The 18,067-nt window shown below is 73.1% G+C and carries 18 protein-coding genes and 1 pseudogene; 8 read left to right on the plus strand and 11 right to left on the minus strand.

Going from position 1 to position 18,067, the window contains the following annotated elements:
• The first annotated feature begins 80 nt into the window (after nt 1–80).
• Nucleotides 81–512, plus strand: a complete 432-nt coding sequence (locus D1J60_RS32815) for a nuclear transport factor 2 family protein (RefSeq protein WP_125823622.1) — start codon at nt 81–83, stop codon at nt 510–512.
• Nucleotides 513–568: 56 nt separating this feature from the next.
• On the opposite strand, the gene rox is transcribed toward D1J60_RS32815, so the two are convergent.
• Complete coding sequence (gene rox / locus D1J60_RS32820; RefSeq protein WP_125824335.1) at nt 569–2,008, minus strand: rifampin monooxygenase; 1,440 nt, start codon at nt 2,006–2,008, stop codon at nt 569–571.
• A gap of 374 nt (nt 2,009–2,382) precedes the next feature.
• Here rox and D1J60_RS32825 point away from each other — a divergent pair, with 374 nt between their 5' ends.
• Complete coding sequence (locus tag D1J60_RS32825; protein WP_125823623.1) at nt 2,383–2,736, plus strand: hypothetical protein; 354 nt, start codon at nt 2,383–2,385, stop codon at nt 2,734–2,736.
• Nucleotides 2,737–2,823: 87 nt separating this feature from the next.
• On the opposite strand, the gene D1J60_RS32830 is transcribed toward D1J60_RS32825, so the two are convergent.
• Entirely contained in the window at nt 2,824–3,489 is a 666-nt protein-coding gene (locus tag D1J60_RS32830) for a MerR family transcriptional regulator (RefSeq protein WP_125594986.1), read from the minus strand.
• Nucleotides 3,490–3,667: 178 nt separating this feature from the next.
• On the opposite strand from D1J60_RS32830, the gene D1J60_RS32835 reads away from it, so the two are divergent.
• The 3 genes from D1J60_RS32835 to D1J60_RS32845 all read left to right on the plus strand — a co-directional run bounded on the left by D1J60_RS32835 (nt 3,668) and on the right by D1J60_RS32845 (nt 6,701).
• Nucleotides 3,668–4,978 (plus strand): YhgE/Pip family protein, encoded by a 1,311-nt coding sequence (locus D1J60_RS32835; protein ID WP_241253494.1) that lies wholly within the window; start codon nt 3,668–3,670, stop codon nt 4,976–4,978.
• A gap of 205 nt (nt 4,979–5,183) precedes the next feature.
• Nucleotides 5,184–5,999 carry a DUF4389 domain-containing protein gene (locus D1J60_RS32840; protein WP_125823625.1) on the plus strand — a complete coding sequence of 272 codons (816 nt, stop codon included), beginning with the start codon at nt 5,184–5,186 and terminating at the stop codon, nt 5,997–5,999.
• Between the two features lie 342 nt (nt 6,000–6,341).
• Complete coding sequence (locus D1J60_RS32845; RefSeq protein WP_125595003.1) at nt 6,342–6,701, plus strand: subtilase-type protease inhibitor; 360 nt, start codon at nt 6,342–6,344, stop codon at nt 6,699–6,701.
• Between the two features lie 38 nt (nt 6,702–6,739).
• On the opposite strand, the gene budA is transcribed toward D1J60_RS32845, so the two are convergent.
• The gene (gene budA, locus D1J60_RS32850; RefSeq protein ID WP_125823626.1) at nt 6,740–7,501 is read right to left on the minus strand and encodes an acetolactate decarboxylase; all 762 of its coding nucleotides are present in this window, start codon (nt 7,499–7,501) and stop codon (nt 6,740–6,742) included.
• A 177-nt stretch (nt 7,502–7,678) separates the two neighbouring features.
• On the opposite strand from budA, the gene D1J60_RS32855 reads away from it, so the two are divergent.
• Nucleotides 7,679–8,587: a Rieske (2Fe-2S) protein gene (locus D1J60_RS32855; protein WP_125823627.1), complete on the plus strand. Its 909-nt coding sequence runs from the start codon at nt 7,679–7,681 to the stop codon at nt 8,585–8,587.
• A gap of 42 nt (nt 8,588–8,629) precedes the next feature.
• Here D1J60_RS32855 and puuE read toward each other — a convergent pair whose 3' ends face one another.
• Nucleotides 8,630–9,538 carry an allantoinase PuuE gene (gene puuE / locus D1J60_RS32860; protein ID WP_125823628.1) on the minus strand — a complete coding sequence of 303 codons (909 nt, stop codon included), beginning with the start codon at nt 9,536–9,538 and terminating at the stop codon, nt 8,630–8,632.
• 63 nt (nt 9,539–9,601) lie between these two features.
• On the minus strand, nt 9,602–10,816 hold the full coding sequence (fabV, locus tag D1J60_RS32865) for an enoyl-[acyl-carrier-protein] reductase FabV (protein ID WP_125823629.1): 1,215 nt from the start codon (nt 10,814–10,816) through the stop codon (nt 9,602–9,604).
• A 211-nt stretch (nt 10,817–11,027) separates the two neighbouring features.
• Between fabV and D1J60_RS38350 the strand changes: the two are divergent.
• A pseudogene (locus D1J60_RS38350) lies at nt 11,028–11,176 on the plus strand (oxidoreductase); the annotation flags it as partial.
• 94 nt (nt 11,177–11,270) lie between these two features.
• On the opposite strand, the gene D1J60_RS32875 reads toward D1J60_RS38350, so the two are convergent.
• Complete coding sequence (locus D1J60_RS32875; protein ID WP_125823630.1) at nt 11,271–11,753, minus strand: C40 family peptidase; 483 nt, start codon at nt 11,751–11,753, stop codon at nt 11,271–11,273.
• Between the two features lie 185 nt (nt 11,754–11,938).
• On the opposite strand from D1J60_RS32875, the gene D1J60_RS32880 reads away from it, so the two are divergent.
• Nucleotides 11,939–12,307: a PRC-barrel domain-containing protein gene (locus D1J60_RS32880; protein WP_125605558.1), complete on the plus strand. Its 369-nt coding sequence runs from the start codon at nt 11,939–11,941 to the stop codon at nt 12,305–12,307.
• Between the two features lie 91 nt (nt 12,308–12,398).
• Here D1J60_RS32880 and D1J60_RS32885 read toward each other — a convergent pair whose 3' ends face one another.
• The 5 genes from D1J60_RS32885 to D1J60_RS32905 form a co-directional block, all read right to left on the minus strand.
• Nucleotides 12,399–12,815 carry a secondary thiamine-phosphate synthase enzyme YjbQ gene (locus tag D1J60_RS32885; protein ID WP_007268172.1) on the minus strand — a complete coding sequence of 139 codons (417 nt, stop codon included), beginning with the start codon at nt 12,813–12,815 and terminating at the stop codon, nt 12,399–12,401.
• 58 nt (nt 12,816–12,873) lie between these two features.
• A complete protein-coding gene (locus D1J60_RS32890) occupies nt 12,874–14,040 on the minus strand; it encodes a glycosyl hydrolase (RefSeq protein WP_241253495.1) in 1,167 nt (388 codons plus the stop codon).
• 255 nt (nt 14,041–14,295) lie between these two features.
• Complete coding sequence (locus D1J60_RS32895) at nt 14,296–15,441, minus strand: ATP-binding protein (RefSeq protein WP_125823632.1); 1,146 nt, start codon at nt 15,439–15,441, stop codon at nt 14,296–14,298.
• A 257-nt stretch (nt 15,442–15,698) separates the two neighbouring features.
• Complete coding sequence (locus D1J60_RS32900) at nt 15,699–16,739, minus strand: vWA domain-containing protein (RefSeq protein WP_125823633.1); 1,041 nt, start codon at nt 16,737–16,739, stop codon at nt 15,699–15,701.
• An 81-nt stretch (nt 16,740–16,820) separates the two neighbouring features.
• Nucleotides 16,821–18,005, minus strand: coding sequence for a serine hydrolase domain-containing protein (locus D1J60_RS32905; protein WP_125823634.1), 1,185 nt, complete (start codon nt 18,003–18,005; stop codon nt 16,821–16,823).
• Between the last annotated feature and the right edge of the window lie 62 nt (nt 18,006–18,067).

Below are 18,067 nucleotides of genomic sequence, written 5' to 3' on the forward strand. Positions count from 1 at the left end.
GCCCGAAACCCCCGCCGGGGAAGGCCGCTCCGTGATGGTGTGGCCTTCCGATGCCCACCGCACTCACAGGGGAGGCCGCCGTGCCACCGACACCGCAGCAGATCTTCGAGGGCTACCTCCACGCAGGAACCGTGAACCGCGACGCCGACGCCCTCGCCGAGACCTTCACCGAGGACGGGGTCTTCGAGGCGCCGCTCATGCCGGACGGCGCCGCCTTCCCGCGCAGGCTGGCGGGCCGCGAGGAGATCCGCGCCGCGATGGCGGCGTACTACGCCCGCCCCGTCGAGGGCGGCCGCGCGCCGAACTTCGAGAAGTCCGGCTACGTGCTCCACACCACCTCCGACCCCGACGTCTTCATCGCCGAGATCGACACCGTCTTCGACGGCGACGGCGAGGGCGCTGACGGCGAGGGCACGGCCGACCGGGCCGTCTCGCTGGTGCAGATCTTCCGTGTCCGGGACGGGAAGATCGCCCGCCTGCGCGACTACTTCGCCCCCGCGCTGGTGGACTGAGCCTCCTCACCCGCCACCCCGCGGGCGGGGGCCGCCCCCCCCGCCCGCGGACGGGCTCAGCCGGCCGCGGCGGCCCCGAACCACCTCGTGAGCGCGCCGGGCAGCACCCGCGGGTCCTCCCCGGCCCACGCGACATGGCCGTCGGGACGCAACAGGACCGCGGGCACGTCCAGTTCACCGCTGACGTCCACGACGTGGTCCACCCGGTCCGCCCAGCCCGCGGCCGAGAGCCGGCCGGTCTGGTCCAGCAGCAGCCCGCGGCCCCCGTGCGTCAGCTCGTAGAGGCGTCGGCCCCGCTCCAGCCGCACGTCCCGCAGCCGCCTGCCGAGCAGTTCGTGGCCCGTGCCGAGGTCGTAGCGGACCCCGATCGCGGTGATCTTCTCGATCAGCAGGCGGTTCACCTCCTCGAACTGCACCAGCTCCGCCAGCAGCCGGCGCACCGCGCGGGGGCCCGGCCCGGTGGACATCAGCTCCATCTGCGCGCGGGTGTTGTCCAGCACGTCGGCCGCCACCGGGTGCCGCTCGGCGTGATAGGTGTCCAGCAGCCCGTCCGGTGCCCAGCCGGCCACCTCGGCCGCGAGCTTCCAGCCGAGGTTGAACGCGTCCTGCAGGCCCAGGTTGAGCCCCTGCCCGCCGGTCGGCGGATGGACGTGCGCGGCGTCGCCGGCCAGCAGCACCCGGCCGGTCCGGTACCGCTCGGCCAGCCGCGTCGCGTCGCCGAAGCGGGAGATCCAGCGGGGCGAGTGCACGCCGAAGTCGGTGCCGGCGTACGCGATCAGCTGCCGCCTGAGTTCGTCGAGGCCCGGCGGCACCGTACGGTCCTCGGCCACCCCCTCGGCGGGCACGACGATCCGGTACACCCCGTCCCCCTCGGGGATGACGCCGAACCGCTTCTGGGTCTCGCGGACTTCGGCGACGACGGCCGCCAGCGTCTGCGGCGACGCGGTCAGCTCCACGTCGGCGAGCAGCGTCTCGGTCCTGCCGGGCTCACCGGGGAAGCCGACGCCCAGCAGCCCGCGTACGGTGCTGCGTCCGCCGTCGCAGCCGACGAGGTAGCGCGAGCGCAGCCGCGTCCCGTCCGCGAGTCCGACGGTCACCCCCTCCTCGTCCTGGTCCAGCCCGACCAGCTCGCGGCCGCGTCCGATCTCGACGCCGAGCTCGGTGGCGTACCCGGTGAGCAGGCGCTCGGTGACCGCCTGGGGGATGGCGAGCACGTAGGAGTGCGTGGTGTCGAGTCCGTCCGGCCAGGAGGTGCCGATTCCGGCGAAGAAGCCGCCCATCGTGAACGTCTCGCCGTGCGCCAGGAACGGTTCCACCAGGCCGCGCTGGTCCATCAGCTCGATGCTGCGCGCGTGCAGGCCGCGCGCACGGGACGGGCGCGGCCGCTCGGTCTCCGTCTCCTTCTCCAGCACGAGCACGCGCACCCCGTGCAGCCGCAGTTCGCGGGCGAGCATCAGGCCGGTGGGTCCGCAGCCGGCAATGATCACGTCGATCATGAAAAACACCCGTTCCATGGGTTATTTCCGCAGGTACTGGATTTCGGCCGCCCATTCTGCGACGGGCCCGGGGTCTTGCCGCAAGCCCCCCGGTGCGCTATACGTTGAGAGTGGCGAGGAGCGGGTGTGACTCCTTGCCCTTCTTTTTTGTCGGGTCCTTTTGTCGGGGCCCCGTCGCCGCAGTGGCGTTTCGCCAGGTGAACGCATTAGCCCACACGGGTGAGTTCCCCCAGTGGGCCCTGTCCCCGCACCGCTGCGGGTCGTTACAACCGGATCGTGATCAAGGGCCGCCCCCCGGGGGGCGCCACGGTCACCGCCGCCCGCCGGCGTTCTCCGAGCAGCGACAGAGCGACAGAAAGAAAGACGGCTTTTCCATGAACAACCGCCTGCGGTACCTCGCCGCGACCTTGGCAACCGGTGTCACCCTGGCGCTCACCGCCGGTACTCCCGCCGACGCCCGTCCGGGCGGGGTCGACAGCCAATGCGGCAAGTACATCTGCGTGATGACCGCCCACCACAACCGCTTCGTCCAGGACATCACCGTCCAGACCAAGGACGGCCTGCCGGGCACCCTGCGCTCCTACTGGGGCGGTTTCCACGGCCCGAGGGTGGTCGCCGCCTCCCACCGGTGGCCGGTGAACTACGAGCAGGCGAACGCGAAGCTGGTGTGCGGCGGCCTGGAGCGCGACGGCCGCACCATCGAGGACGGCATCTGCGTCACCATCTGACCCCGGCGCAGCCACCCCCGAAGCCGCCGGCGGCGGGCCCCCCGGCGGCACCTCCGCGCCCCGCCCCGCGGGGCGACGCGGCCGCCGCTAACAGGCGGAGCCGGTGTCGTCGTGCGTGATGCGGCGGCGGACCTGGTCCTCCTGGGCCAGGCGGCGGAGCAGTTCGAAGACCGGGGCGCAGATCGCGAAGACGATGACGGCCCGCTCCGCGAGGGCCACCGGCTCGTCGAGGCAGGACGCCCGTTCCAGGTCCAGCCGGGCGACCGACTCGGCCAGCCGCGCGTAGGCGGCCAGCTCGCCCGGGGCGTACTGGGCGTCCAGCCGGCGCAGCTCCTTGAGCGCCGCCGTCAGCCCCTTCACATGGGGTGAGGTGCCGGGCGCCCGCCATTCCAGGGCGGCGAGCAGCTCCGCGACCTCCGCCGCCGCTGCCTCGTCGGCTCCGGCCTCCTCCTCGTCGTCCGCGGGGCCCTGGGAGGCCACCGGCACGGGGAGCGCGTAGCTGATCGCGCCGAGGGCGCCCTCGGTGCTGTGGGCCTGGTCGACCGCGCCGAGCACCTCGCGGGTGGCGGCGATGGACAGCCCGCCCAGCGTGGTCAGGGCCTTGATCAGCCGCAGCCGCTCCGCGTGCTCCTCCCCGTACTCCGCCAGGGTCGCGGCCGTCGCCCGGCCGGCCGGCAGCAGACCCTGCCGCCGGAAGTACTTGATGCTGGCGACCGGCACGCCGGTGAGCCGGCTGAGCTCCGAGATCTTCATGAGGCTTCCCTGCTGGTCATGCGGTCCGGTCCGGTCTGTCCGCCCTCGGCCGTCCGCCGCCGGCGATTGGACACCACAACAAGATACTGCCAGTATCCAGTGACTGGATACCAGAAGTATCCAACCCAGGAATCGCAGCCGCACCGGAGAATCGATGCCTCACCCCACGCCACCCTCCGTGCTCCGCCGACCCCAGTTGTGGATCGGTACGGGACTCATCGCCGCAGTGGTCTCGATGTTGTTCGCCCTGCTCTACGTGGGCGGCAACGTCAACCCCAGAGGGAACCTGCGCGACCTGCCGGTGGCCCTGGTCAACGCGGACGCCGGTGCCGACGCGGGCGGCCGTCGCGTCAACCTCGGCGAGCAGGTCGTCTCGGGCGTCCAGAAGGCCGCCGAGGGCGACAAGAGCATCGACTGGCAGCTCGTCAGCCGCGAGGAGGCCGACAAGCGGCTGGGCAGCGGCAAGGTCTTCGGCGCCCTCGTCATCCCGCGCGAGTTCTCCGCCACGGTGACCGCGCTCGCCGCCCCGCAGCCGCCGGCCCAGGGCAAGCCCGCCCCGCCGGTGATCACGGTGCTGACCAACCAGTCCGCCGGCAGCATAGGCTCGTCCATGTCCTCCCAGGCCGCGCAGAAGGCGGCCCACGCGGCCTCCGCCCAGATCGGCCAGGAGCTCCTCAAGCAGGCCGCGGCCCAGAAGACGCCGCTGCCGACGGCCGCCCAGCTCAAGCTGGCCGACCCGGTCACCGTCACCGTCGCCGACGGCCACCCCGTCGGCTCCCGAAGCGCCATGGGGCTGAGCGCCTTCTACTACGCCCTGGTCCTGGTCGTCTGCGGCATGCTCGGCGCCAACCTGGTCAACTCCCAGGTCGACACCGCGCTCGGCTACCTCCACACCGACTACGGCCCGGTCCGCAAGCGCGAACCCGTCCAGCACACCAGCCGCGTCCGGACGCTCGCCGTCGGCATCGCGCTCATGCTCGGCATATCGGTGATCATGGGCACCCTGGTCGAGGTCGCCACCGTCGGCGTCCTCGACATGGACGCCTCCCACCTGGGCCTGCTGTGGCTGTACTCGGTCGCCACCATCGCGGTCGTCGGCATCGGCGGTCTCGCCCTGTTCGCCGCCTTCGGCACCCCCGGCATGCTGCTGGCCACCATCGTCTTCATCGCCATGGCCGTCCCCTCCTCCGGCGCCACCGTGCCCCTCCAGGCACTGCCGGGCTTCTTCCGCGGTCTCGCCGAGTTCGAGCCGCTGCGTCAGATCACCGAGGGCCTGCGCTCCATCCTCTTCTACGGCGCCCAGGCCGACGCCGGCCTGACCCGGGCGTGGACCGCGATGGGGATCGCCCTCGTCGCCGCCCTGCTCTTCGGCTTCGCCGTCACCCGCCTCTACGACCGCCGGGGCCTGCACCGCATCCCGCGGCCCACCGCCGACGAGAACCCGGAGCCGCCCGCGGCCGCCGAGACTCCGGCGTCCGCCACGGCCTGAGCCGGCCGGCCGGCCGCCGAGGGGGCCCTTCAGGGCAACGGGCGGCCGGCCGCAGCCGGGATCCTTGGAAAGGCGGGTTCCGCGCGGTACCCCTGACAGGGCGTACGCGCGGAACCCGCCTTTCCGCATCCGCCCGCCCGGCCGGGCGGGCCGGACCGCTTGGCGGGCCCGGCCCGTGCGCCCCGACCGACGGCAGGAGCGCCCCATGACCACAGGCTGGACCCCCCGCCCGCCGGACGCCGGCCACCCGCAGGGCGAACACCTGCCGGAGCTCGACGTCCCGCCGCCCGGCCGGCAGCGGCGCTGGACGGTCCTGCTGCGGCTGCTCCTGCTGCTGCCGCAGCTGATCGTCACGGCCCTCCTCGGCATCGCCGCCTTCTTCGTGACCGTCGCCGGCTGGTTCGCCGCACTGGTGCTGGGCCGCCTGCCCGACGGCCTCGCCCGCTTCCTCGGCGGGTTCCTGGCGTACGAGACCCGGGTCGCGGCCAGCGCGATGCTGCTGGTGGACCGGTACCCGCCGTTCTCGTTCGAGGCACCCGGCCATCCGGTCCGGATCGAACTGCGCCCCGGCCCGCTGAACCGGGCGGCCGTCCTGTTCCGCCTCGTCCTGATGCTGCCGGCGCTGATCGTCACCGGCCTGCTGCAGTACGGCTGGGGCGCCGTCTGCTGGGTGTTCTGGCTGATCACCCTCGTGCTCGGGCGCATGCCCGCCCCCGTCTTCGGCGCCGTCGCGGCGGTCGCCCGCTTCCGGATGCGCTATCAGGCGTACGCGATGATGCTGACCTCCGCGTACCCCAAGCGCCTGTTCGGCGACGCGTGGGCCGCCGACGCCCCGATGGCCGGGCCCGGCCGGGTTTCCGGCACCCGCCCGCTGCTCCTCGCCGCGCCGGCGAAGGCGCTGGTCGTGCTGTTCCTCGTCCTCGGGATCCTCGTCGCGGGCGCTTCCCCGACGGTCCAGGTCCAGGTCAGGGACGACGACCAGTTCGAAGGCGTGGAAACCGCAGCGATCCGGACAAGCTGAGTGGCCGCCAGGTGAACGCCCGCCGCTCGACACCAGGTCAGCGGCGCGCGTTCCACCGCCGACCCCTCTCCTCACCCCCCGTTTCCGTGCGGACACGGAGCGCCGCACACCGCCTGAGCTGCCCGAACGACCATTCGTTATCCGATAGTCGAACGCCGTGTCCGTAAATCGGCCGTCGACATGCGCTCCACCTTCACATCCGACAGACTCGGCCACATCCAAGCCCGACAACGCAAGTAATTGTCGCGCTCAACCTTCACATCGAAAGTGAGTCTTGTCGTGCGCTACCGCTTCGCTGCCGTCTCCGCCGCCGCCCTCCTGTGCCTGGCAGGCGCCACCGGCATGGCGGAGGCCAAGCCCACCAGCCTGTACGCCCCGTCCGCGATGGTCTTCTCCGTCGCCCAGGGCGACGACGCCTCCGCCCCGGTCCTGCGGGCCGCGACCCTCAGCTGTATGCCGACCGCCCAGGGCACGCACCCGGACCCCAAGGCCGCCTGTACGGCCCTGAACTCCACCGGCGGCACCTTCGACCGGCTGCTCGCCGCCCCCGACACCAACCGCGCCTGCCCGATGCACTACGCCCCCGTGACCGTCACGGCGGAGGGCGTCTGGCAGGGCAGCCGCGTCACGTGGAAGCACACGTTCTCCAACACCTGCTCCATGAACGCGACCCTCAACGGCAACGCCGTCTTCGCGTTCTGACGCCCGCTCCGCCGCCGGCACCCGGACCGGCCCGCCCGTCACGGCACCGGGCCTCCCTGGAGCACCGCCTCGATCTCGCCCGCGACGTCGCCGCGGCCGAGCCGCGCACGGCCGAAGTCGGCCGTGCGCGGCAGGTGCAGGACCAGCTCGTACCCCACGTCGACCCGCACACGCCCGGACCGCAGCGCGAAGTCGTACGCGTGCCCGCCGCGGGTGCGGCAGCCGGACAGGAAGTGCAGGTGGTACCCGGCTGCGGCCACCCCCAGCATGTGGGCGGGGCTGCGGAAGCCGACGACGGTGCCCCGCAGGCCCGTGTGGGTGGCGATCACCTGCCCCGCCACCGCGTCGATCAGCCGGGGATACGGCCGGTGCTGCTCGGGGAGCATCCGGGTGACCACGTGGTCGAAGTGCCCGTCGACCCGGACCGCGTAGAAGTGGTTGGGGCTCGGCAGCCACCCGTCGATCCGGGCGCGCAGCCCGGCGGCGTCGAGCGGCTCCCGGATCCGCCAGTCGTGCTCCCCGTGGAAGTAGGTCACCGCCGCGAGGGGCGTACGCGTCGAGAGGTCGGCCTCACCGGCCGACCCGTCGGCGCGCAACCGGTAGCAGCGGCCGTCGAGGACGATCATCTCGCCGTCGAGCCGGTCGAAGGTGCCGATGCCGAAGTCCCCGTGCCGGCGAAGTTCGGCGATCGTGGTCGTGCCCTCGTACACGCCCTCGAGCATGGCCGTCATGGTCGAGGTCTGGAAGATCCTCCCCCTCGGCCGGGGCGCGCCCGGCGGGCCTTCTTCCGGTGCGGTCATGTTCCCCCCCTGGTTCCCGTGCGTACGCCGGTCCCACGTCGAGCACCGTAGGGAACCGCCACCCCCGTCACAACGGCGCGCACGCGGTCGCGCGTGGCGCGCGGGGGTGTGCGCACCCCGCGGAGCCCCCGCGTGCGGCGGGTGCTGAACCGGGGCCGGGCGGGGTAGACGCGGCCCATGACCGGAGAACGCCTGACGACAAGTGCCACCCGCGCCTGGTCGCGGCCGCTGCTCACGGCCCTGGACCGCCTGGAGCACTGGCCGGGGCCCGACCGCCTCGCCTCCGCGGTGCGCGGGGCCGTGCGCGCGGTTCCGCTGGGGCCGGCCCGTGACGTCCTGCACGGCCTGCCGCTCGGGCACCCGCTGCATCCCCTGCTGGTCCAGGTACCCGTGGGTGCCTGGCTCTCGGCGGCCGTGCTGGACTGCCTCCCCGGACGGGGGCGCCAGCAGCAGGTGCTGATCGGAGTCGGCCTCGTCTCGGCCGCGCCGGCGGCGCTGGCCGGGTGGGCCGACTGGGCGGAGCTGCCGCCCGGACAGGCCCGGGTCGGACTCGTCCACGCCGCGGCGAACCTGACCGCCGTGTCCCTGTACGCCGCCTCCCTCACCGCGCGGCTGCGCGGCCGGAACGCCTCCGGCAGGCTGCTCGCCGCGGCCGGCCTCGCCGCGGTCGGCGTCGGGGGAGCCCTGGGCGGGCACCTCTCGTACCGTCAGGCGGCCGGGGTCAACCACGCGGAGGCCGTCCCGAACATCGTGCCGCAGGACTGGACCCGGATCGGCGCCGTCGCGGACTTCCCGGTGGGGCGGCCCGTACGGGCCGAGCTGGCCGGCGTGGACCTCGTGGTGGTGCGGGAATCCGGGGGCGGGATCCACGCCCTCGCCGGCCGGTGCTCCCACATGGCCGGCCCCCTGTTCGACGGCGAGGTCGCCGACGGCTGCGTCCGCTGTCCCTGGCACGGCAGCGTCTTCCGCCTGACGGACGGCTGGAACGTACGCGGCCCCGCGACCGCGCCGCAGCCGGCCTTCGAATGCCGCACGGTCGACGGGCACGTCGAGGCCCGCCTGCGCCGCCCGCACGCGGGCGGCTGACCGCCGGCGTTCACGGCGGCCGGACGAAGAGCCCGGCCGTGGTCAGCCGGCCGGCGGGTGCGTGGCCAGCCAGTGGCGGGCGATGCGTTCGCGGGTGGTGATCCACGCACCGCCGCGCCGCGCCACGTGCCGCAGGAAGCCGTCGAGCGCGCGGATGCGCCCGGGCCGGCCGATGATCCGGCAGTGCAGGCCCACGCTCATCATGCGCGGCCGGTCCGCGCCCTCCGCGTGGAGGGAGTCGAACGTGTCGACCAGATAGCCGAGCATGTCGTCGGCGGTCGTGAAGCCGTGGACGATCAGGAACTTGAAGTCGTTCGCGTCCAGGCTGTACGGCACCACCAGGTGCGGCCGCCCGGCCGCCTCGACGTAGAAGGGCAGGTCGTCCGAGTAGTCGTCGGAGTCGTAGAGGAAGCCGCCCTCCTCGGCGACGAGGCGCCGCGTGGCGGGGCTCGTCCGGCCGGTGTACCAGCCGACCGGACGGCGGCCGCAGAGCCGTTCGATCGTCTCCGCGCAGCGCGCGATCTCGGCTCGCTCGGTGTCCTGCGGCACCTGGCGGTAGTCGGTCCAGCGCCAGCCGTGGCCCGCCACCTCCCATCCGGCCGCGCCCATCGCGCGGGCCGCGTCCGGGTTGCGCTCCAGCGCCCGCCCCACGGCGTGGACGGTGAGCGGCGCGCCGTGCTCGGCGAGCGTGCGGTGGACGCGCCAGAAACCGGCCCGCGCGCCGTAGGCGAACATCGACTCGACGTTCAGGTCCCGCCCGCCGACCACCGGCGGCGCGCCGACGATCTCGTGGAGGTACCCCTCCGACGCCGGGTCGCCCTCCAGGACGCTCCGCTCGCCGCCCTCCTCGTAGTTGAGCACGAGGCTGACGGCGACGCGTGCCCCGCCGGGCCAGGCGGCGTGCGGCGGCTCGGCACCGTAGCCGACGAGATCGCGCTGATGCTCCGACACGCGCCGCACCCTACCGCCCCGCCCGGCGGGAGCGCCGGACCGCTTCCGGCCGTGTCCCGCGGATCAGGGAGCGGGGACGGGCCAGGGGACCTGGGTGGCGACGGGCGCGGCGTAGTCGACGCCCGGCACCGAGAACCCGTACAGGCGCCGGACCTCGTCACGGAACCAGTCGAGGTCGGCGAGGCCCGCGATGGTGGCGGTCGTGGCGGCCGCCCAGCGCTCGGCGACGGCCGCCTGCACCTCGTCGGTGAGCTCCCAGGTGTCCAGCCGGACCCGGCCCTCGTCGTCCTGCGCGAGCGGGGCCGCGCCGGTCAGCTGGTCCCACAGGCCGGCGAGCTGACGGATCGGCGGGACCAGCGCCTCTCCGAGCACGCCGCGCAGCAGGCCGGTGTAGAGGGCGATGCCGGGGATGGCGGTGGAGGACTGGGTGACGGCCGCGCCGTTCACGGAGGTCACGGCCCGCCCTCCCACCGTCTTCGCGAGGCGCTCGTCCAGGGTGCGGGCGGTGGCCTCCAGGTGCGCCTTGGCCGCACCGATCGTGCCCTGCCGGTAGATCGCCGCCGTCAGCGGCGAACCGATGTAGGACAGAGCGGCCGTGGTGAAGCCCTCGGCGAGCAGGCCCCGTCCGGCGAGGTGGTCGATCCAGCGTTCCCAGTCCGCGCCGCCCATCACGGCCACGGTCTGCCCGACGTCGTCGCCCTCGGCCGGTGCGGTCTCGACCTCGCGGACCGCGGGGGCGCCCTGGTCGTCGAAGACGAGGGTCTTGGTGCGGTTCGCCGCGCCGATCGGCTTGAGGACGGAGGCGTACGCGGCACCGGTGTCGGGGTCGGTCCGGCGGGGTGCGGCCACCGAGTACACGAGGTGGTCCAGCCGGCCGCCGAAGCGCTGCTCGACGAGCTCGGCGACCTGGTCCTTCATCGCGTCCGAGAACGCGTCGCCGTTGAGGAAGACCAGGTCCCGCCCGGCCGCGCGGGCGATGTCGGCGGTGGCCGCGGTGCGGTACCAGCCCGCGGTGGCGGTACGCCGCTCCGTGGGGGCCTTCTCGAAGGAGACCGCGATCCCGCGGATCCCGGCCCGCTTGAGCCCGGCGAGGGTGGCGGCGAGGCCGTAACCGGCGGAAGAGCCGATGACCAGTGCAACCGGGCCCTCGCCCTCGGGGGCCAGGGCGGGAGCCGGGCACGCCTGCCACATGTCCTCCACCAGCCGCCGGCAGCCCGCCGGGTGGGAGTCGAGGAAGAGGAAACCCCGGTTGCGGGGGGTCAGCACGCGCTCGTTCACGGTGGTCCTTAATCCTTGGGTCGGCCGGGACGGGGACGGGGTGGCCGGCGAGTGGCCACCGCGTCCCGCCAGTCTGCGACAGCACCGCTGCCGACCGGAGCCGTGGCGGGGGACAACGATCCCCAGTCGATCTTGGAGTGTTCCCACCACCCACCCCGCTCCCGCGACCCCGGTTCGCGCCCCCCTACGAGGTCCTCGGCCGGCGCCGGGCCGGGAACTCCGAGGTAGGGGTGTGGGGGTGTCCCTCGTGCAGCCGGGATTCGTCCGCGACGCGGGCGTGTTCGCGCGACGGGTGTTACCCCGCCGGGCGGTATCAGGAGCGTGACGCCGGGGCAGGTGGCCGAGGGTGTCGTACGGGCGCCGCTCGGTGCGAGGGATCGTCGAGGCGCAGCGCGCGCGTACCGGTAGGCGGGCCGCCGCTCGTGGTGCTGGTGCGTTTCGCCCCGCTGCTCGTTCAATTGGCCCGGCTGTAGCGGGCGGTGCCGGTCCAGATGCGTTCCAGCCGTACGCGGGTACCGGGTTTGGGGGCGTGCCAGATCTTGTCGTGGCCGGCGTAGATGCCGACGTGGCCCATGGTCCCCCCTTGGGGGAAGAAGACCAGATCGCCGGGTGCGCGCTGCGCGTGCGGAATGTGGAGGGTGCTCTCGTACTGCGCGTCCGCGGTGCGGGGAAGGGCCCGGCCGGCCTTCCGGAAGGCGTAGAGGGTGAGGCCCGAGCAGTCGAACTCATCGGGCCCGGTGGCCCCGTAGACGTAGGGTGCGCCCTTCTTGGACGCGGCGATGGCCACGGCCTTTATCCCGTACAGGGAGGCGGCCTGGGCCGGGCGGGCGGGGGCGAACAGGGCGGCGGCAACGGAGAGGGAGAGGAGCAGGGCGGGGCCGCGATGTCTCTTGAATCGTTTTTCTGATTTCGGCAATCGTGATACCTCCGCATTCATGTACAGGAACAAACCGTGATGGTGGGTGTTCTCGGTGACTGCGTAATGGCTCCCGACGACCGCCCATTTTGCACGAAGTGTCCGCAGTTGCACGCTCGGACACGGCGCGAGTTTTCCGGGGCGCATGCGGGGCAGGTGCGCCCGTACGAGGAAGGACTTCCGTCGATGGGAAAGGAACACACCTGATGACCGAGAACGCGTGGGGCTACCGCGAGACGTCCGGCCGCCTGCAGGGCGTCGACCTGAGCGGGTTCAAGGTGGAGGCCGTCGATGGCAGCATCGGCAAGGTCGACAAGCACTCGGACGAGGCCGGCTCCGCCTACCTCGTGGTCGACACCGGCCCGTGGATCTTCGGCAAGGAGGTCCTCCTGCCCGCCGGCACCGTCTCGCGGATCGACGTCGACGAGGAGAAGATCTACGTCGACCGGACCAAGGAACAGATCAAGAACGCCCCGGAGTTCCACCGGGAGAAGCACCTCGGCGACGTCGGCTACCACGACGAACTGGCCGACTACTACCGCTCCGGCGGGGCCTTCGGCGGCCGCCCGCTCTGAACCCCCGCCCGGGGCAACGCAGATGACCGGACACCGGCCCGCGCCGACGGCGCGGGCCGGTGCGGCGTGCACGGGCAGCCGGTACGTCCGGTCAGCCCAGGAAGGACAGCCGTACGGTACGCCGCGGGTTGTCCTTGTTGGTGTCCACCAGCACCACCGACTGCCAGGTCCCCAGGGCGAGTTCACCGTCGACGACCGGCAGGGTGGCGTGCGGCGGGACGAACGCCGGCAGCACGTGGTCCCGGCCGTGGCCGGGGGAGCCGTGGCGGTGGCGCCAGCGGTCGTCGGCGGGCAGCAGCTCGGCCAGGGCGTCGAGCAGGTCGTCGTCGCTGCCCGCACCCGTTTCGATGACCGCGAGCCCGGCCGTCGCGTGCGGGGTGAAGACGTTGAGGAGCCCGTCGCGTCCCCGGGCCGCCTCGCGCAGGAAGCCGGCGCAGGCCGAGGTCAGGTCGTGGACGGTCTCCGCGGAGCCGGTGGTGATGTCGATGGTCCGTGTCGTGAAGGTCATCCCCTCATCCTCGGTCAGACGGCCGGCGCGACGGGGGACGGGCCCTGCTCCGGACGGGTCACTTCCCCGCGCGCGCAGCGGTGGCGGCCCCGAGGGCGGCACCGCCCCAGAGGGCGCCGGGCCCAGTCGCCTCACCGGCGCCGCCGGGACCCCCGTCGGCGGCTCGGCCGTCCGGCCCGTCCGGGAGGCTGTCCGGGAGGCCGTCCGGACGCGGCGGTCCGCCCGCCGGGCGCCCGCCCCGGCCGGCCGACAGGAACTCCCGGAACACCTGCGCGGAGCGCGGGTTCTGCCCGCACTGCCACACTCCGTGCGGGCAGTAGTCGGTGATGCTGTGGTACAGCGGCTTGTGGTCGGCGATCCACGCCAGCATGTCCCGCATGTACTCGGCGTTGTCGCCGTTGCGGAACAGCCCCCACTCCGGGTACGAGATCTGCTTGCCGTGCGCCCTCGCGAAGTCGACGTGCTGCTGGAGGCCGTACGGCTGGGTCACCTGCTCCTCGAAGCTCTCTCCGGGCGGCTGGTCGTAGGAGTCCATGCCGACGATGTCGACCACGTCGTCCCCCGGGTAGCACTTCGTCCAACCGATGGCGTCCGGGCCCCGGTTGGGGGCGAAGTCGAAACGGAACCGCTGGCCCCGCACCGAACGCATCGAGGACACGATGTTGCGCCAGTACCGCTTCCAGCTCTCCGGATCGGGCTTGCACCGGTGGGTGTAGTTGAACCCGTTCATCTCCCAGCCCAGTACGATGACCGTGTCCTGCAGCCCGAGGGAGACCAGCCGCCCGGCCAGGCGCCGGAAGTGGTGGTCGTTCGCGCCCTCCGCCCCCGCGCGCAGCAGCTCGGCGACGCGGGCGTCGGGTACACCGGCCTCGTTCTGGTTGAGCATGGGCACGTTGAGGACGAACAGCCGGTCCGCGCGCTCCTTGCGCCAGTGCGCCCAGGTGTCCAGGGAATCGGGCGCCCCTTCGATGTTCGTCCAGGTGTCGCCGGGCAGGTAGGTGTGCCCGGCGCGCAGGTCGGTGCCGCCGAGCCAGTGCGAGAGCCCCTGCATCCGGTCGACGCCGGGCGAGCCGTAGTGCAGGTAGGCGCCCACGGCGACCCCCTTCCCCGAGCCTCCCCCCAACGCCCCGTGCGGTGCCGGGGCCGGGGCGCCCCCGGTGGCGAGCAGTACGACGGCGGCCGTACTGGCACAGGCGCCGGCCATCCAGCGGCCTCTACGGGACATGGCGTCTCCACAAGGTCTGCGCAGGGGTCTGCGAACAGGTCTGAGAACGGGTCTGAGAACGGTCTGCGAGCGATGTGCCTCCCCAGCGACGTTAGGCACCCCACCCGGACAACGGCCTCTCCGGTGTCCCGATCCTGGACCATTCGCGGTAGCGGACCGCCGCCGCTTCCCCCGACCAGGTGACGGCGGGAGGGCTCGGACATCCGTTCCCGCCCCGGCCCGCGGCGCGGGCCGGGGACGGCCTCCGGCGGCGGGTCAGGCGCGGCGGGAGCCCCGCAGCAGCCGGCCGACGACGGCCGCGGCCGTCTCCCGGTCCCGGGCGAACCGGGCACCCAGCTCCTCGCGCACGGCCTCCGCGACGCCGCCGCGCACCGAAGCCGGGCCGCCGAGCACTGCGTGCGCCACGCCCCGGAACTCGGGCCGGTCGAGCTTCACCGAGACGACCGCGACCAGCCCCTCGCCAACCCCGAAGGCGGCCGATCCCGGTTCCGCGGACGGCGGCGGCACCCGCGCGCCCGCGAACGCGCCGACGGCGGCGGCCAGTCCCTGGCGCAGGCCTTCGGCGTGGGTACCGCCGTCCGGGGTGGGCGAGCTGTTGGCGAAGCTCAGGACCCGCTCGCCGGGGGAGTCGTGCCACCGCAGGGCCACCTCCACCGTGCCGCCCATCGCGGGGACCTCCCGCTCGAACCCGAAGACCTCCGGGTGGACGGGGGCGCCGGCCCCGGCCCCGAGGAAGGCGACGAACTCCCGGGCCCCGTCCGGGAACCGGAACCGCTCGGAGCGCGGCTCGGCCGCGGTGCGCCGGTCGGTCAGCGTGACGTCCAGGGCACGGTTCAGGAAGGCCAGCTCCCGGAAGCGGTCCGCCAGTACGTCGAACGCGTACGCGGCCGTACCGAAGATCTCCGGATCGGGCCGGAAGGTGATCATGGTGCCCGTACCGGACGCGGGGCCCGCCGGAGCCGGAGGGGTGACCTCCTCGCCGCGCTCGTACTCCCGCAGTACGCGGACGCCGTCGTGTCGCAGCTCCGTGGTCAGGCGGCTCGACAGGGCGTTGGCGACGCACAGGCCGGTACCGCCCAGGCCCAGGGCGACCACGTGCCGGCCGGCGTGCCGGCGGCCGGCGGGCAGGCGGCACAGCAGCGCGTCCGCCTCCTCGGCGGGCAGCGCCGGGCCGTCGTCGGCGACCCGTACCGACCCGTCGGCCGTGAGGGTGACGTCCACGGCCCCGGCCCGGCCGGCCAGCACCTCGTTCACCGCCCGGTCGGCGACCTCGAAGACCAGCTGGTGCAGCCCGCGCTCGCCGTCCGACCCGACGTACATGCCGGGTCGCTTCCGGATGGCCTCCAGACCCTCCAGCACCTGGATGTGGGAGGCGTCGTACTCGATGTGGTCCTTGCTCATGAAGTCCCCCTTCGATGGTGTCCTGCAGACCCCCACAGCCTAGGTCTGATCTCGCATAACACCAGGTCAGGGCCGTTTTTCCGAAGGGGTGTACGGCCAGGTGGGCGCCCCGCGCGGGTCCGGACGGGGAACGGGCCGGGGCCCCGGCCGGCGGGCCCCCGGACCCCCGCCGAAGACCTCCAGGACCCCTTCCCGGGCGGCCCGCGGGTCCCCGGTTCCCGAGCCCGGACCCCGGGCCCGGTCCGGCGGCCGGGGCCTCAGACCATCAGCAGCAGCCGCGTCTGCGGTACCAGCTTCCGGTTGACGCTGGTGCTCTGGATGAAGATCGTGAAGTCGTCGTTGTGGTCGGGCTTGACGCGGACCTCCGCGTCGGGCAGGCCGAGCAGGGCGCGGGCCTCCGGCCCCGTGTAGATGCGGTCCGTCTTCTTCTCCAGTACCGCTATCTGCTTTCGCGCCTGGACCTTTTCCGACTTGCTCAGCTGGTAGAAAGCGCAACCGGTGCGGTAGGTGTGCCCGCTCTCGACGACCCATTCCCGGATGGCCGCGTCACGGGCCACCGGAATCAGCTGGTACTTCGACGGATCCGCGGGAGTGAGACCGGCCGCCTCGATCGCCTTCTTGTTGACCGCTTCACCGCCCGTGGAGAAGACCGCCCGCGAACCGCGGATTCCCTTGGTGCGGCCCACCATGAATTTCTCGGTGGCCTCCTGGATGACCTGTCCGGCGTCCTCCAGCCCGCGGGTGCTCGTGGCGTCCCAGATGGCGATGTTGTCCTTCGGGAAGCCGCACTGCATGGCCTCGCGCTTGCCCATCTGGTCCGGCACCAGGACGGCCAGCGTCCAGTTGTCGTCCTGCGTCTCGATCATCGTGCCCACGGCCTTCACCAGTTCACCGGGGGTGCGGCCGGGGGCGCCGGGGCACCGGTGGCTGGCGTTCTCCTGACCGTCGGTCAGCACGAAGGTCAGGAAGCTGTGGTCGCCGTACAGCTGGGCGGTCTGCGCCAGCTCCCGCTGCGACTGCAGCGTCGCCGCCAGCAGCGCCGTCATCCCGCCGACCCGGTACAGCTGCTTCAGGGACGGCATCCGCAGCACGTCCTTGTCGTAGATGACGCACTCGACCTTGTTCGAGAACACGTAGACCGTGACCCGGGTTTCCTGATCGAGTTCCTTGGAACGGCGGGCCAGATAGGCGATCTGCTGATCTGCCACGTCGACGACCTTCTGGCTCAGGTGCGACATCGAGGAACTCGCGTCCAGCACGAGGGCGACGTGATTGATGTAATTCTGGATTCCGGCCATGGCGGACCCCCCTGATTCCGTTCCCGACTTGATGCTCCGATCCTCGCACCCGCCACTGACAATCGGCCTCGGACCGCCCGGTCAGCGGTCCTTGAGGAGCGCGCAGGCGAAGTCCTCCTGGACCGTGCGGAGACGGGCTAGCAGGGCGGGCTTGTTCCCCTTGCTCGTCTGGGTGTTGATGGAGAACGTGAGCGACCTCGTGCCGTCGGGCGTGGCGGCGGCCAGCTGCGTGTAGCCGGGGAAGTTGCCGGTGTGGCCGTACAGCACGCCGCAGCGGGTCGTGTACTGGAAGAGCGCGAGCCCGGCGGCGTTGGTGCCCGGGCCGGCGGGCTCGGAAGCGTCCCCGGGACGGAAGGCGAGCTGCTCCGCGCGGGTCTTCTGCGACAGCAGGCCGGGACCGCCGTACGCGCGGATGAAGGCGCCCAGATCCCGCGGGGTGGAGACGATCCCTCCGGAGGCCCAGACCCCCGAGGTGCCGACGGCCTCGCTGACGTCCTCGGGCGCCGCGGGCGGGGAGACGTCGTAGCCGTGCAGGAACGGGCGCGGCAGGCGGTAGCCCGGGGGCAGGCTGGTCCGGCGCAGCCCGAGGGGCCGGTACACGAGGTCCTTCAGGAGGTCCTCGTAGCGGCGGCCGGTCGCGGCCTCGGCCATCAGGGCGACGGCGATGTTGTCGGAGTTGGAGTACTCGTACAGGGAGCCCGGAACGAAGAGCAGCGGCTCGCGCGCGACGAAGTCCAGGAGGCGGCGGGAGTCGAAGACGTGCCGGGGGTCGGCCTGGAGGATCCGCAGGAACGCCGGGGCGGCCGAGAAGTCGGGCAGGCCGCTGGTGTGCTGGAGCAGCTGACGCAGTGTCACAGCGTGCCAGGCCTGTGGCTGTTCGGGCAGAAGTTCGCCGATGGTGTCGTCGAGGGAGAGCGCCCCCTGGTCCACGAGCCGGAGCGCGACGGCCCCGCTGAACGCCTTCGCGATGCTGGCGACGCGCATGTGGTCGTCGAGGTGCGGCGGGCGCCCGGTGGCGAGGTCGCCGACACCGGCGGTGTACACCCGCGTCCGGCCGCCCTTGGTCAGTACGGCGATCACCCCGGGCGGGCCGTCGTCCTGGGCGACGAGCCGGTCCAGCTGCCGCTGGAGGCGCTCGTCCGGACCCGGGCCGGGCGGTGTGCCGGCCGCCTGCGCGGGCGGGAGCAGCGCGCCGAGCGCGGCGGCGGTGAGCGCGGCGGCGGACAGACCGGCGCGGAAACGGCGTACGGAGGCGCGGGTGGGCACGGATGTCTCCCGGTGTGAGGTGCGGTGGGACGGCGGCTCACACCACTAGCACCCCCGCCCCC

The organism is Streptomyces sp. W1SF4 (assembly GCF_003950035.1).
Taxonomy (GTDB): domain Bacteria; phylum Actinomycetota; class Actinomycetes; order Streptomycetales; family Streptomycetaceae; genus Streptomyces; species Streptomyces racemochromogenes.